The 15,662-nt window shown below is 28.3% G+C and carries 16 protein-coding genes and 1 other RNA gene; 10 read left to right on the forward strand and 7 right to left on the reverse strand.

The genetic code is table 4. From position 1 onward, the window contains the following. The 4 genes from ACX1M8_RS02765 to uvrC form a co-directional block, all read left to right on the forward strand. On the forward strand, window positions 1–609 hold a 609-nt coding region (locus ACX1M8_RS02765; protein ID WP_458836746.1), incomplete at its 5' end, for a hypothetical protein. Between the two features lie 43 nt (window positions 610–652). Then, window positions 653–940: RNase P RNA component class B (gene rnpB / locus ACX1M8_RS02770), an RNA gene on the forward strand. An 88-nt stretch (window positions 941–1,028) separates the two neighbouring features. Next, on the forward strand, window positions 1,029–2,801 hold the full coding sequence (locus ACX1M8_RS02775) for a type 2 periplasmic-binding domain-containing protein (protein WP_458836747.1): 1,773 nt from the start codon (window positions 1,029–1,031) through the stop codon (window positions 2,799–2,801). Window positions 2,802–2,853: 52 nt separating this feature from the next. Further along, entirely contained in the window at window positions 2,854–4,596 is a 1,743-nt protein-coding gene (uvrC, locus tag ACX1M8_RS02780; protein ID WP_458836748.1) for an excinuclease ABC subunit UvrC, read from the forward strand. Window positions 4,597–4,655: 59 nt separating this feature from the next. On the opposite strand, the gene rpmE is transcribed toward uvrC, so the two are convergent. Both rpmE and rpsD read right to left on the reverse strand, forming a co-directional pair. Continuing rightward, complete coding sequence (gene rpmE / locus ACX1M8_RS02785) at window positions 4,656–4,868, reverse strand: 50S ribosomal protein L31 (protein ID WP_458616857.1); 213 nt, start codon at window positions 4,866–4,868, stop codon at window positions 4,656–4,658. A gap of 24 nt (window positions 4,869–4,892) precedes the next feature. Beyond that, a complete protein-coding gene (gene rpsD, locus ACX1M8_RS02790) occupies window positions 4,893–5,492 on the reverse strand; it encodes a 30S ribosomal protein S4 (protein ID WP_458807029.1) in 600 nt (199 codons plus the stop codon). A 411-nt stretch (window positions 5,493–5,903) separates the two neighbouring features. Here rpsD and ACX1M8_RS02795 point away from each other — a divergent pair, with 411 nt between their 5' ends. The 6 genes from ACX1M8_RS02795 to ACX1M8_RS02820 all read left to right on the forward strand — a co-directional run bounded on the left by ACX1M8_RS02795 (window position 5,904) and on the right by ACX1M8_RS02820 (window position 11,685). Further along, on the forward strand, window positions 5,904–6,353 hold the full coding sequence (locus ACX1M8_RS02795; RefSeq protein WP_458835115.1) for a hypothetical protein: 450 nt from the start codon (window positions 5,904–5,906) through the stop codon (window positions 6,351–6,353). A gap of 117 nt (window positions 6,354–6,470) precedes the next feature. Beyond that, window positions 6,471–7,472 carry a tryptophan--tRNA ligase gene (trpS, locus tag ACX1M8_RS02800; RefSeq protein WP_458798174.1) on the forward strand — a complete coding sequence of 334 codons (1,002 nt, stop codon included), beginning with the start codon at window positions 6,471–6,473 and terminating at the stop codon, window positions 7,470–7,472. A gap of 67 nt (window positions 7,473–7,539) precedes the next feature. Continuing rightward, entirely contained in the window at window positions 7,540–8,085 is a 546-nt protein-coding gene (gene rsmD, locus ACX1M8_RS02805; RefSeq protein WP_458836749.1) for a 16S rRNA (guanine(966)-N(2))-methyltransferase RsmD, read from the forward strand. Further along, window positions 8,073–9,389, forward strand: coding sequence for a 23S rRNA (uracil(1939)-C(5))-methyltransferase RlmD (gene rlmD, locus ACX1M8_RS02810; RefSeq protein WP_458836750.1), 1,317 nt, complete (start codon window positions 8,073–8,075; stop codon window positions 9,387–9,389). Before rsmD ends, rlmD begins: the two co-directional genes overlap by 13 nt. Before the next feature lie 23 nt (window positions 9,390–9,412). Then, the gene (locus tag ACX1M8_RS02815; protein ID WP_458836751.1) at window positions 9,413–10,696 is read left to right on the forward strand and encodes a hypothetical protein; all 1,284 of its coding nucleotides are present in this window, start codon (window positions 9,413–9,415) and stop codon (window positions 10,694–10,696) included. Between the two features lie 164 nt (window positions 10,697–10,860). Then, window positions 10,861–11,685: a PTS sugar transporter subunit IIAB gene (locus tag ACX1M8_RS02820; protein ID WP_458836062.1), complete on the forward strand. Its 825-nt coding sequence runs from the start codon at window positions 10,861–10,863 to the stop codon at window positions 11,683–11,685. 146 nt (window positions 11,686–11,831) lie between these two features. Here ACX1M8_RS02820 and prmC read toward each other — a convergent pair whose 3' ends face one another. The 5 genes from prmC to ACX1M8_RS02845 all read right to left on the reverse strand — a co-directional run. Continuing rightward, window positions 11,832–12,548 carry a peptide chain release factor N(5)-glutamine methyltransferase gene (gene prmC / locus ACX1M8_RS02825; RefSeq protein WP_458836752.1) on the reverse strand — a complete coding sequence of 239 codons (717 nt, stop codon included), beginning with the start codon at window positions 12,546–12,548 and terminating at the stop codon, window positions 11,832–11,834. Further along, window positions 12,548–13,624: a peptide chain release factor 1 gene (gene prfA / locus ACX1M8_RS02830; RefSeq protein WP_458836753.1), complete on the reverse strand. Its 1,077-nt coding sequence runs from the start codon at window positions 13,622–13,624 to the stop codon at window positions 12,548–12,550. Before prfA ends, prmC begins: the two co-directional genes overlap by 1 nt. 136 nt (window positions 13,625–13,760) lie before the next feature. Then, on the reverse strand, window positions 13,761–14,270 hold the full coding sequence (locus ACX1M8_RS02835) for a restriction endonuclease subunit S (RefSeq protein ID WP_458807038.1): 510 nt from the start codon (window positions 14,268–14,270) through the stop codon (window positions 13,761–13,763). 56 nt (window positions 14,271–14,326) lie between these two features. Then, on the reverse strand, window positions 14,327–14,827 hold the full coding sequence (locus ACX1M8_RS02840; protein WP_458807021.1) for a restriction endonuclease subunit S domain-containing protein: 501 nt from the start codon (window positions 14,825–14,827) through the stop codon (window positions 14,327–14,329). Between the two features lie 97 nt (window positions 14,828–14,924). After that, window positions 14,925–15,662, reverse strand: a 738-nt coding sequence (locus ACX1M8_RS02845) for a restriction endonuclease subunit S (RefSeq protein ID WP_458836754.1), incomplete at its 5' end; no start/stop codon positions are given.

The following is a 15,662-nucleotide window of genomic DNA, read 5'->3' on the forward strand; positions in this document are numbered from 1 at the left end:
GTTTTTACAACTGAAATTAGAGCTTTAGTGGAAAGTCATATTTTTAATTTGTATCTTTTAACGATATCAAAAGATAATATTATTTTATTTATAATTGGGATAGTGATGTTATTAATTGCTTTATTTTCAGCTTTATCAATAATTTATGCTTATGCTTACATTAAACATAGCAACTCTTTTATTAGAATTTTTGAGGATTGACAAGTTTCTAATAATAGATTTGATGACGCAAATTTACTTGAAAACTTTCTAGAACCTGATGCTTTGGAGAAATATCATCAAATATCTGTTTGTTCTGGTAGACATAAATTTATAGTAGTAGACAATAACACACTAAATCAAATTCAAAATCAAGAACAACCAGTGAAAATATCTATAGTAAATAAGTTGTGGTTTAAAAGTACTAAACCAACGAAAGTTAAAGATAAGAAAATTTATGCTTATAGCTTTATGGTGCTAGCAAATGCTCACAATTTATATATTGATGGATATAAAGCTAATATCAATATGTTTGCTTATGACTACTTAAAATTTGTCCTAGAAAAAGATATTAAATTATCACCAACTAAAACTAATAATCATTTAGAAATTCCTGATACGGATTTCTAAAGATAATTCTTAATTTATATTAGATTAATGGTATTATATATAAGCATATAGCTGGCAGCTGCATTTAAATGTAGAGGAAAGTCCGTGCTAGCACCATCTGTGATGATGGTAGTGATTGCGCTCAGCCCAATAAGCTTTGGATACACATTTGTGTAGACGACTAGTGCCACAGAGACGAGAGAAATGAAACGGGTAAACTCCGCAAGCTAGAAACTCAAATTTTGGTAGAGGAACTTGAGCTAAGAAACGAATGAAGCCCAAGAGTATCGTTAGATATTAGATAAATTGCCAGCACTGCACTTTAGTGCAGAACAGAACACGGCTTATGATGCAAAACACTCAATTTTTTTGAGTGTTTTTTATTGATTTTTTATGGATTATATTAAAATAAAGCATATTTAAAATTAACAAGGATATTTATGAAAGAAAAGTCACCTCTTCAGAAGATAAAAATAGCTATTTTATCTGTTGCAAGTTTTGTAGTCGCGTTAATTGTAATACTACTTTCTGTGTTTAAATTTTCGCATCCATTTAAGCCTGCGTTCTATAACTATAAATCTTATATGTCTAAAACAAATATAGATAAAATTCAAGAAGATTTTACTTATAAAACTTTTGATGAAATAAATGAGTTCACTAATGCTTTAGTTAATAATAAAGCTATTGCTGGAATTGGGAGTGATTTCCAAGCAATTGATTTAATTAAAAAAGGGCATATTAAGAAAATCGATTTCAAAAAGTTATTTAAAAGTATTGATCATCCTAGTTTTGATGAAAATTTACTAAATCAACTAGGAGATAGTGATTTTCTAGGAAATGTTTTAAAGGAAATCTACTCTCCTATTATCTTTAATCACCTTGCTTCTTATGACGACGAGCTATCAACTGATTTACAAGGAAGAAAATTAGAAAAACCACAACACTTATGAGAATACTTTATACCTTATTTTGCTCAGGACGGAATGGTTGCTTTAAACAAATCTAAAGCAAGTCAATCTAAAGAAATTAATACAAAAACTTTAGAAGATAATGCTAAGAAATTAAGCGAAAAATACAATGTGACTATTGATAAATATTCATTATTAAACGAACTAAACCTGCTATCACATAGTGGTTATAGTAATTTTATAATTACAGATGCTATTAGAACAAATATGTTGTATGCTTCTGGTTATGACTTCAAAAATAATAAATTAGAATTAACTCCTTATTCAGGTAGTTCTACTGCTGAAAACTATAAAAATCAAATCATACAATTTGGAAATTTAATCCAAGCTGCTACATCATTTCCAATAAGTGATTCTCGTCACATAACATTAGATGGGGATGGTCAAAATATTGTTGCTAGATTGCTAGATCCAAGCAATCGCCAAACTGATAGTGGAATTGTTTATAATGGTGATATGCTTGATATGTATTATTCTGATAATAACTATGACACGGTTGCAAATGGAACTGTTGAAGGACTAAAAATAGGGCAAAATGTTCTTCTTGTTGATGGTGTTATGGTTAGAAATGATATCTCAGATGAATATGAAACTAAGTTATATAAAACTTTAAATAAGAGTTTTTTAGAAAATATGACTTGACGTTTTGCTCAAGCAAATAAAAACGATGATATCAATCAAGTTTATAAGAAGTATAGCCTTAAAATCTACCAAGATTACTTAGACGCAGTACTAAAACCAATTTTTAAAGATATATCAATTTATAGCACTTTAGAAAAACAACTTATTACACTTTATGATTCAACTCTAGAAGATATTGAAAAACTAAACGATTACAACAATTTTGTAGACGAAAAGATACTGAGTGATAATTTACTAAAGCAAACTTTTGAGTTATATGCTGATAAATTATTTGGTACTAAACCACAGGGAAATTTAAAGGATTTAATAATTAATTTAATTAATCATGTCGACTTATCATCGCAAGCATTTGCACCTGTTGTTGATCAAAAATATGCTAATTTAAATAATTTTGATTTTATAAACTACACACCAACATTTTTATTAGACTACTTATTTATCCAACGTAATTATTTCATCGAGGACAATGCTGTTGATAAAAAAGCATTATACATCTATGAAATAGAAGATAAAAATGGTATTCAGCATAAAGCAATCAAAGGTGTTTCTGAAGAGTTGCTTTCACAAATAAGTACCTTCTACTTTACTCAATACAAAGGATAGAAATTTGCTTGCATCTGCAAGCTTTTTTCTACCTTAATGATAAAATTAAAATATGAATCAAGACACTATTGCTAAGTTAAAAAATAAATTAAAAAATGTTCCTAATACACCTGGCGTTTATTTGTGAAAGAATGCTCAAGATCAAGTTATTTATGTAGGAAAAGCTAAAGCTTTAAATAAAAGGCTTAACCAATATTTAAAGGGTACTATTAACTCTTATAAAACTCCTAAAATGCTTGAGGAAATTAATGATTTTGATATATTTCTATGCCCTGGTGAAAAAGATGCTTTAGCACTAGAAACTAATTATATAAAGCAGTACCAGCCACCTTATAATATTGAATTAACGGATGATAAAAGATATCCTTATTTAGCTTTAGAAATCAAAAAGAATAATGAGTTAGTTATTTCATCTGTATATCGCTTTGATAAGTATAAAAAAGATAGTTTTTATTTTGGACCATTTCCTGTCAATAGTAAATTTAGAGATTTGCTTAATATCTTAGAACGTAATTTTACTTATGAAAATGGTTTAAGAATTAAAGAATTTTCATATGTAGATTCAAAAAGAAAATTTGAGCAAATAATTAATATTTTAAAATTCAAAGATAATAGCTTTCTTGAAATGTTAAAAAGCAAAATGATACTAGCTTCTAATAATTATAACTATGAATTAGCAATGGAATATCGTGATGCTATAAATGTGCTTGAAGGTATTAAAACAACTCAAGTAGCTGAACTTCAAACTTATAATGATATTGATGTTTTTTCATTCATTCCTTATGAAAATGTAGTAGCAGTGCAAAAAGTTTTTTATCGTAGTGGAATCCAAATTCAGCACGTTCATAGCTTTTATTGATCTGATATTTTGCTTGAAGATTTTATTTCTCAATATTTAACGACTTATTATAGAAATAATAAAATGCCTAATAAAATACTTTTAGACCAATGCTATAGCGAAATAGAGTTCAATGAAAGCATTTCTCCTAGAGTTGTTTTCCCACAACAAGGAATTTTGCATCGAATCATTCAATTAGCTAACGAAAACAATAGTGAAAATATAAAACTTAATTATGAAGAATGATATCGTAAGAATGCTAATTTATTAAATGCTTGAAGTGAAGTTGAAAACGTCTTGAATCAAGGCAAAAAAATTCAATCGATCTTTATTTTTGATAACTCACACTTTGGATTAAGTGCTCCTGTTGGAGTTGTTACTTGTTGAGAAAATGCTACAGCAATCGATGCAAAAAGTTCAAAATTTGATCACAGTGATCAATTAGCTGTAATGGATAAAAAATCAGATGTTCAATTAATGTACTTAACGGTAGCGAAATTTATCTCTCAAAAACGTTTCATGCTTAATGAAGGTACTATCTTTATCGTAGATGGTGCCTTACCTCAAATAAATGAAGCATTATACGCCTTAAAAGAAGAAAGCATTGATAACATTAAAGTCTATGGGCTAGTCAAAGATGATAAGCACAGAACTAGAAATCTAATTAATAGTAGGGATGAAATCTTGTCTATTAGCAAGAATGCTTACAACCTATTATCAAATATGCAATACAGTGTAGATAAATATGCCAAAAATGTTATGAGCAAATCATTTGGTATGAAATCTAGAAGTAATGATTTAACTAAAATCAAGGGGATAGGATTGCAAACTGAAAAAATACTTCTTAAGCATTTTAAGACTTATCAAGCTATTAAACAAGCAAGTTTTGAAGAGCTAGCAGATGTAATCGGTAAAGCTAAAGCCCAAATTATTATTAATGAATATAAGCCTAAGTAATTGGGCTTTTTTGTTGCAACAAAAAAAGCAGTAGCCATAAGCTACTGCAATTGAACATATTATTTAGCGTTCTTTTTTTCAAGTCTTCTGTTGAATCTGTCGATTCTTCCTGTTGCTTTAACTTGAGCTTTAGATCCTGTGAATACAGGGTGGCAACCTGAACAAACGTCTACTGTAAAGTTAGGCTTAACTGATTTGAAAGTGAATGATTTTTGACATGTTGAGCAAGTAGCTTCAACTGTGTGGTATTCTGGGTGAATGTTTTTTCTCATAATAATTCTCCTTGCTTTTAGTTATTATTTTGAGTAGAACTCAACAACTAAAGCATCCTTGATTTCTGGGTGTAATTCATTTCTTTCAGGTAAACGATCTAATTTAGTAGTAAAGTCTTTTCTTGTTAATCATGAAGCTGCTTCACGTTGTTCCATAGCTTCTAAAATTTGTTTGTTTGTTCTTGATTTTTCTTTAAGAGTAATTTCTGATCCTAATGAGACAACCATTGAAGGGATGTTTGCTTTTTTACCATCAACAACGAAGTGGTTGTGGTTAACAAGTTGACGAGCTTGTCTACGTGTTGTAGCATATCCTGCTCTGTAAACTAAGTTGTCTAAACGTGTTTCTAATAATTGAAGCATGTTTGTCCCTGTAATTCCTTTAGCTTTAACAGCTTTTTGGAATACTTTGTGTAATTGTTTTTCATTAACACCATATAAGTGTTTTACTTTTTGTTTTTCGTATAAGTGTAATCCGTATTCAGATAATTTTACTCTTTTGTTTCCGTGTTGCCCTGGAGCGTAAGTTCTTTTCTTTCCTTTAGCAAATTCTTTTCCTGATTCAAGAATTGAAAATCCTAAACGACGTGATTTTTTAAATACAGGTCCTGTGTATCTTGACATAGTTTTTCCTCTTTCTGCATAATTGAGAGGGTTTATTTCTAGCTGGATAAGTTTAACTTAATGTGTTCGGTTAAGCAGCTAACTTACTAACAATAAATACTCGTTAAATTTATTTACCAACCATAATAAACTGCTGTTATTTATGCTTATTTATTTTAACAGATTAAGATATTTATATTAATAAATATTTAATTTATTAATTCCTAAAATATAGTTGTAAAATATTTTATGAAACAAAATAAAAATAAACACGAAAGAAAAAAACAGAGGAACTAAGAAAATTAAACAAACAAAAATAATTACTGTATTGATATTGGGTTTATATTAGTTATGCTTATATTCATCACTATACTAAGAAAGTTCATAAATACTATAATGCTTGTTTAATTTTAATTAATAAAAGGAGTGGATATGAAAATAAATCTATTCAAAGAATATAAGAAAATTAGAAATATCAATATTTCAATCTTAGTTCTTTCATTTTTTGTTGTATTCTTTTTTGTTCTGTGGTCTATCTTAGTCTCAGTAAATGCACCTTCATTGACTAAAATGAACGATGGGAATAAGAATTCGATACAAAGTTTTGAATATCTATTTGGTGGAGAACAATTAATTCCTTTTATATTTGGAGTAATTGTATCAGTAGCTCTAGTTGTGCTGGTAATTGTAAATATTATTATTGTATGTGTTACAAATATAGCAAGAACACAAAATCCTGAGCATGAAAAAGCTAAGCTTTTAACTTGAATTGGTTTTGGACTTATGTTTTTAGCATTACCAGTTGGGAACATCATTTTAATAATAGCCTCATCTACGGCTATGCTTGCAATTAATGATGATTCAGCACGAGAAAAGCATTAATACTTACAAAAGATATTTCTTATAAATAATTCTAATCCCATAAATTCCTTTTTATGGGATTTTTAACGCAGAAGAAAATAAATTGATTATAATAAAATCATACTAATTAGGAGAATCATGAAACAAAGATTATTAAGTGGAATTAAACCTACTGGAGATTTAACTTTAGGGAACTATATAGGGGCTATAAGAAATTTTGTCGCATTGCAAGATGAATTTGATTCATACTTCTTTGTAGCAGACTTACATGCCTTAACCACAGGGACAGTTGATCCAATTGAACTAAGAAAAGCTCGTAAAACTATAGTAGCTTTATATATAGCATGTGGGCTTGATCCACAAAAAGCAACTATCTTTTATCAATCACAAGTTAGTGAGCATGCTATGATGCAATGATTATGTGCTTCAGAAACTACACTTGGTGAATTACAAAGAATGACACAATACAAAGATAAAGCAACCAAATTAAAACAAGGAAATGGAACAAGTAAAATTCCTACTAACTTATTAATGTATCCTACATTAATGGCTGGTGATATCTTGCTTTACAACCCAGATTTAGTGCCAATTGGTGAAGACCAAACTCAACATTTAGAGTTAACTAGAAATATAGCCGAAAGATTTAATTCAAAATATAATACAAACTTCACTTTACCTGAAGGATACATTCCAAAAGTGGGAGCTAGAATTAAATCATTAACAGATCCTAATAGCAAAATGTCTAAGAGTGAACACGGAACTAAATCAACTATATACTTACTTGAAAATCCACAACAAGCCTATAACAAGATTATGAAAGCTGTAACAGATTCAGAAGGTAAAGTATATATTTCTAAAGATAAACCTGGTATTTTAAACTTATTAAACATCTATGCAGCTTTAAGCAATGTAACTTTAGAAGAAGCCGAAGCTTTATTTAAAGATAAAGACTATAAAGAATTTAAAGAAGCTGTAGCTACTGTAGTAAGAGATTTATTAATTAATATTCAAGCTAAATACCAAGATGCACTAAAAGTAGCAGATCAAATTACTGATGAAGGAGCAGCTAAAGCTTCACATATTGCATCAGTAAACTTAAATAAATTAATGAAAAAAATGGGCTTATATGCTAAGAAATAACTTGTTAAATCAAGTTTTTCTTTTGCAATTTTTACACCTTATTAATTTAAATTGATAAAATAGCAATATGTTAAGAATTATTGCAGGAAAATACCGTGGTTTAAAAATAGAACAACCAGATGCTAAATATACTAGACCTACAACGGATAAAGTTCGTGAGGCTGTATTTTCATCACTTCAATTTAAGATACAAGATGCAACCTGTTTAGATTTATTTGCAGGTTCAGGGGCTTGAAGTATAGAAGCTATATCACGTGGAGCTAGTTTGGTTACAGCTATTGAAAAAAATAAAGTTGTGTTTAAAACAACTAGAGATAATATTTCAAGAATACAAGAAAAAGATGCGATCAATCTAATTAATGATGATGCTTCATTGTTCTTAGATAAAAGTAACATGCAGTATGATTTTGTTTTTATTGATGCGCCTTTCATACAGTATGAACTAGTTTCTCAATGTTTACAAAAGCTGGTTGATAATAAATTATTAAAGGAAGATTTTGAAATTATCCTTGAAACTGATGATTTTAGCAAAATAACCTTGCCAGAAGGCTTAAAAGTATATAAGAACAAAAAATATGGAAAGATAGAGATATTATATTTATGTCAAAACTAAATCAAATTAAAGTAGGTGATAAATTAGAAGTAACTTGTAGCGAATTAAGCTATGAAGGTTTAGGTGTAACACGTTTAGAAAATGGTTATTCTATATTTACAAGCAACCTATTTATGAACGAAAAAGCCCTTGTGCAAGTTGTAAAAGCAACAAGCAAATTTGCATTTGCTAAAGTAATAAACCTAATTACAAAATCATTAGATCGTAATGGAATTCAACGCGATTGCTATAATTCTGCGCCTTTAATAAATTTAAAATATGATAAACAAATTGAGTTTAAGAATAATTATTTAGCAAAATTACTTTCTTGAAATCTAGGCCAAGATATTTTAAATTCTTATCAACATTTTAAATGTTCACCCCTACACGAGAACTATAGAAATAAAGTAAGATATCCTTTATATATTAAGGAAGAACATTTAGTTCTAGGTGAGTTTGTTATTAAATCTAATAATCTTCACTTAGCTAATAACTATTCTCAAAATAATCAATGTATTAATAATACATTAGATTATATTTTGCAAGCTATAAATACTTTTATCATTACAAGCAAGAAGCAAAAGAATTTCAAAATGTTTGAAGAAATAATAATAAGAGCTAATGATGATGAAAAATTATCAGTAGCGCTTAAAATAAATTCTGATTATGATCTTCCGACAAAATTAGTTAATAATTTAAAAGAAAACACCAACATCATAGACTTAAATGTAATTAAGAAAGATAAAATCATTAATTTATATAAGGTTGATAATTTTTATATGAAATTAAATGATTTAAGTTTTAATTGTAATATTAATTCATTTTTCCAAATTAACTCTTCTGTGGCTGGTTTAGTTTTTAACAAAATTAAAGATTTAGTTTCTCAACTAGACAGTAAATATGTTTTAGATGCTTACTGTGGTGTAGGAGTAATAGGCCAACTAACATCAGGTGATAAAGAAATATTGGGAAGTGATATAGTTCCTTCAGCAATTTGTGATGCTGATAAAAATGCAAACATGAATGGCATAAAAGCTAAATATTTTGTCGGTGATTCTGCTACAGTCTTTAAAAAACAAGTAAAAGATTTAAGTAATACAATTTTAATCTTAGATCCACCACGAGCTGGTATTAGTTCGGATTTTATAACTTGAATAAAAGAAAATAAAATCAAGAATGTTGTTTATATGTCTTGTGATCCAAAAACGTTAGTAAGAGATTTAAAATTATTACTAACTGATTACGAAGTAACCTATATCCAAGGTTTCGATATGTTCCCTAATACAGCTCATATTGAAACATTAGTCTCATTAAAACTAAAATAAAGCTTCAACCAAAAGGAAAAAATATGAAATTGAATTGGAAAGCAACACTATCGGTAGTTATTTCACTAGTTTTTGCAGGTTGTGCTGCTACAGGAATAGCGTTAAAGTTTGAACACAGATTATCTTTAAGAAAAACTCGCCAAGAAAACAAGGATAAATTAAATGATTTAGTCGCAGAATTAAAGAAAAAAAGCAATGAGCTTTACGAAGCTGCTCAAAGCAATAATTATGTTTATTATATGAATGAAATTAAGTCATATGAAAAAAGACTTGATGATGAAATTAAAGAGCTAGAAGATGATTTACTATTTGGACTAAATATTACTAAAGTAAGATATGAAATAGAACTCGAAACATTTGAAGATGAATTGAATAGGGTTAATAATTTGAAAGAAAATTTAAAATATGCCTCAAATAAAATTCAGATCATTAATGAGTGAATTAACAAGAAAGATAGCAAAATTAAAGAGATTTTAATTAAAAATAATAAGATGGTTCAAATTTTATCTTGGGTCCAAAATTGAAACTCTTTCTCTATAAATGATAATGGTATAAAGTTTGGGCTTATGAAGTGATTTATCGATATACTTTCTAGCGAAAAAATTACTAATAGCACATCTGATAAGCAAGTTTATCAAGAGCTTCTAAATACCATAGAAGAAAAGCATAAAATACTTGGCGTTAGAGCTAAAGAAAATGTAAGAAATAAAGCTGATGAAATAATTAATCAAGCTAGAGAAATATTTAGCCAAGAAATGACTGTAGAATCATTTAATAAATTTGTGGATTTAATTGAGAAATATTTAAATCTTTACTATAAAAATATATCATCACTAAATACTGAACCAGATTTATCAGATATCTACAACAAGAAAAAAGATACACTAGAAACCTTTATGAGATATGAACCTTTTAAGAATAAATATCAGGATGCCGTAAATAAAAATGCATCTATTGTTAAAGTAGATCCAAAAGTAAGCGAAGAAGAAAAACAAAAACAATATTGAAAATTTATTCAGTTTGTAAATCCGATTTTGCGTGATGGTTACCTATTACTAGGTTTTCACCTTGAACCATATAAACAATTTAAAGAGATTAAAACACAATTCTATAATTTCATTGCAAACGAAATTAATAATTCTGATTTAAAGTTTAATGCTTTAAATGAAGCTAAAGAAATCATATTTAAATACACTAATGAGTATGTTTTAAATAAAGACAAATTACAAGATTTTAGTGCAATTGTAAATAATTATAAAAATGAACTAGAAGAATTTAAGACAAAGTACCAATCTCAATTAGGGTAAATTTATCTTTCAAACATCTATTTATCAAAATATATTTGGCTTAAATTCTCGAGTTTATAAGGCAAATGAAAATAGAAATAATTTAAATTAAAATTCTCTATTTTTTGAGATATGAAATTTAAAATACGATAAAATTTAATTAATATTTTAAATAAGGAGATCTTATGTTTGAAAACATAAAAAACAATAAAGTTAATGAAAAAGATATCTGTAATTTAGCTGCTATTATTGATGCTTTTGGTGGATTTGATAATATCCTTGCTTTCAATAACTCAGTATCTCAATTAAGATACGATGTTAAAAACATTGCGCTAGTAAATGTTGAAGAACTAAAAAGACTTGGAGCTAGTGATGTTAAGGTGTTTGATGCTGCTAAACACGTTCAAGTTACATTCCCTTGTGCTGAAGAATTAAATTGCTTTATTAAATGTAATAAAGAACAATTAAAACCATTATGTTCTTCAGTTGAAACAAACAACGATGCACACTGTGGATGTGCTAAATCAGAAACAAAAGTAGAAGTATCATCTCAAATAGATGTATTAGCGCCTGTTACTGGTGAAGTATTTGCTTTAGAAGAATTAAATGATGGTGTATTTTCTAAAGGACTTGTAGGTAAAGGTTTTGGTATTAAATTAAGCAATGGAACAAAAGCAGAAGTTGTGGCTCCATTTGATGGAAAAATTGCTATGATGCCTGCTAATAAGTCACAAATTATTTTATCTAATTCAAGTAATGGAGCAGAAGCAGTTATTTTATTCGGAAAAGATAGCTATAAACTTGATGGTATCGGATTTAAATCACATGTTGCATTAAATGATTCAGTAAAAGCTGGTGATAAATTATTTGAACTAGACTTAACAAGATTTAATAATGAAAACATTAATAAAGATGTCTTATTTGTATTAACAGAAGATTCAAAATTCCAAGAAATTTCTTCATTAGAAGCTAAAGCTACTGTTGGAAAGAAATTATTTACTTTAAAATAAGTTATATTATTAAAGCGTAGGGCGACCTATGCTTTTATTTTTGACCTATTTTATGTTAATGACAAAAAATCTACTTTTCAGTAGATTGGATTATATTCTATAAAAACATAGACAAATACCTATGCTTTTACATCTATGGACAAGGGTTATTTGTCTAATGCAACAATAGCAAAACGATTTTTACCAGCCATATCTTTATATATTTCTATATTATATTTTTCCTTTAATTGATTTCAATATTCTATATGAAATGGATTTATTTCAAAAAATATTTTGCCACCTTTATTTAGATATTTAGGTGCTTGGCGAATAATTGTATCATAAAAGTAAAATCCATCTTGTGGTGCATATAAAGCATGAAGTGGTTCAAATTTAGTTACTGAAGTAGATAATTCTTCGGTTTCTTGGATATAAGGTGGGTTAGAAACGATAACATCAAATTTTTGATTTATATTGCTGAATAAATCGCTTTGAATAATGTTAATCTCGACTCCGTTACTTAATACATTTTCGTTACTTTGAGCAATAGCTTCTGAATCTATATCACTTGCTGTAAGGCTTCATGATGGATTTGCTTTTTTGAGAGCTACTGCAATAAATCCAGAACCAGTGCATAAATCTAGTACTTGTAGATTTTCTCTACCTTTGTTTTTTTCTTCGACTAATAAAATTAATTCTTCAGTTTCGTATCTTGGGATAAGTACTTTGTGATTAATGCTAATACGAACATCATGCATATCAACATATCCCATAATTTTTTGAACAGGCATTCCTTGAGCTAAGAGTTCTAATTCAAAAGAAGATACAGTTTGAGGCAAACCATATCTTCTTTTTTCAAGTAATAAATCTTCTTTAGTAGGCATTAAATTCCTGCTTCAGCAATTTTTTCGTTTTGCTCTTCAGCAAGGAGTGCATCGATAATTGAATTAAGTTTTCCTTCCATTACAGGGAGTAAACTTGTTGAGTAAGAAATTCTATGATCTGTAACTCTATCTTGAGGGTAGTTATATGTTCTAATTTTTTCACTTCTAGCACCTGAACCAGCTAATTTACGGTATCCTGATTCTTCGGCTTGTTTCTTTTGAAGTTCGATATCATAAAGTTTTGATTTAAGAACTCTGAAAGCGATATCTTTGTTTTGGATTTGGTTTTTACCTTCTTGACAAGTAACAACAATTCCTGTAGGTAAGTGTGTAAGTCTAACAGCTGAGTCAGTAGTGTTAACTGATTGTCCACCGTTACCACTTGAACGATAAACATCAACTCTAACATCTTCTGATTTAATTTCGATATTAATATCATCATCAATTTCAGGCATAACTGTAACAGTAGCTGTTGAGGTATGAACTCTACCCTTTGTTTCAGTTACAGGTATTCTTTGTACACGGTGTACTCCAGATTCAAACTTAAGTTTTGAATAAGGTTTGTTTCCTTTAACTGAAAAAACAACTAAAGTAAATCCACCAGCTTCAGCTGCACTTGATTCAAGAAGTGTGAGTTTCATATCGTTTTGACTAGCTCATTTAGAATACATTCTAAATAAGTCACCTGCAAAAATATTTGCTTCATCTCCCCCTGCTGCTCCACGGATTTCAACAATAACGTCCTTGTCATCGTTTTCATCTTTAGGAAGGATTAAAATCTTTAATTCATCAGTTAATTGAGACATTTTGCTTTCAGCTTCTACAATTTCCATCTTAACTAATGAAATAAGTTCTTCATCACTTTCCTTAAGCATTTCTTTAGCATTTTTTAGATTGCTTTCAGCTTCTAAATAAGAATTAAAAGCATCTACGATATCTTGAATTGAGTTGATTTCCTTATTAATTTTTGTGTACTTTTTAATATCACCGATAACTTCAGGATCTTGAAGTTGTTTTTCTAATTCATCGTGTTTTTGTTTGATTTGCATCAAAGAGTTATACATAGTTGTTTCCATAATGTATATTTTAACATATAGCCCGATTTTTAAGACTATTTTTTAAGCCTATAATGTAGAAATTGCTAGAAAAATCTTGTTAGAGGAAGTATCTAATTCAACAAAATAAACAAAACGACTTTTAGCTAAAAAATGCCTATAATAAATTTTTTAATAAGACTTGCTTGATGTAGTCTAGTGCTTCGCACTTACGCTTATGTAAGGTGATTAAGCTGTCTAATTTTTGATAAAACATTCTAATTTTAGTTGCCTCATTTTTATTAGGGACTAGAACAGAAGTTGTTTGAACATATGAAATATAATGTCTAGCATGTCCATTAATGATAAACCTTGTATTCTTCAATAAATAATAATTAAACATTAGATCATCACCATTTTTTCTGTTGGTTAATATTTTTAAAGCCGAAGAATTAATCATAAAAGGAAAAGAAACGTATTTTGTATCTAATGTAAAATCATCGAATAAAATACAATGACCTTTATTATAAATATTGGTTTCATTAGTGTATCCAAGTATAAATGCCTTGTTTGCAGTTAGCACTGGAATATTACCATCGGATTCTACTGAACCTTTAATCATATAATTATCAGGTCTTTCAAACTGTAATATTTCGTTTATATAACGCTTTTCCCAAGTGTTAGTAATTTTGAACTGCTAATAGGCTTAAATAATTGAAATTTTCGAGTTTAAAAAGTAAATTACTAACGCTTATAAAAGGTAATTATATTTGTAATGTTTTCAAAAAAGTTAACTATTAAATTAGTTTCGTTTTTGGAAGGAAAATACGAAACATAATTTTCAATAATAGATTTATTTAAATTACCTATTGAGCCATTCCCACCCAAACTATTTAATTTAATATATTCTTTGTAATTATTTTGTTGAAATATAATATTAATAATTTTGCTAAACTCAAGGGACCTAATTAATAACATAAACCCACCTGCTACAGCATAATTCGACTTAATTTCAGGTATAAAAGCATGCTTTCCAATTAATTCAGATGAACCGGAAGCTGCTGTTACTAAAATATCACCAGATTCTACAAAAGGAACATTAATGCAATTTTGTTCTACAAAAATATCATCATCGCTCTCAATAAATTGATTATCTAAAACATTTGAAGATCTTAATACTTTTACACCATTTCAATTAGATATATTTTTAGGCGAAAATGTAAGACCTCTATAAATTGCACACATTGTATCCAGTTTCTGCTTTTCCCAAGCGAAAATGTTATATTGGTAGTCTGAAATAAAGAATAAGGCAAAAAATACAGTTGCTAATTTAGCAACTATATTAACAAAACATTTTTTCTAATAAAAATTGTTTAATATTTTCGAGTTTTTCGCACTTACGCTTATGTAAGGTGAGCAGTTCATTAATTTTATTAAAAATAGCACCAATTTTTGATTGTTCTTCATAATCTTCAGGGATAACTAAATCCATTTCTAAAACTCTAGTTTTTGAAATATTATATCTTGAGATTCCTTGAGCTATTGTATTCATATACTTTCGAATACTTTTGGATCTTAAATAATATGCTAAAAACTTCAAATTATGAGATGCGATTTCAGTAAGTCTAAAGCCAAAGCAAAAACTGTTTAGGTATATATTAGAGGCATTCCCGAGTCAAATAGACGACATTCCAACTTCTTCAGGAGTTTCAGATGAAACTGTAAAAAGAATATCCCCAAATTTAACTTGATTTTGCTTGTTATCTATACCTATTTTTTCTAAATACTCATTATCAGTTATCGGGTTATTGAATACATTTAAATATGGTATATATTTAGCATCACCGTATCCAAAATCATCTTTAGTTTTGTTAGTTAGACCTTGAAATACGTTACCTAGATTTTTTAGTTTTTGCTTTTCCCAAGTGTTAGTAAATCCTTTGAATCTTATTGCAGGAAATTGTTCGCCATCGCTTACAAACATTTTTTCTAATAGTGATTTTTTTAGATTTTCAAGCTTTTCAGACTTACGCTTATAAAAGGTGATTAGATTAGTTATTTGATCAAAAAATATAGATAT

It is taken from the genome of Mycoplasma tracheobuteonis, assembly GCF_054456995.1.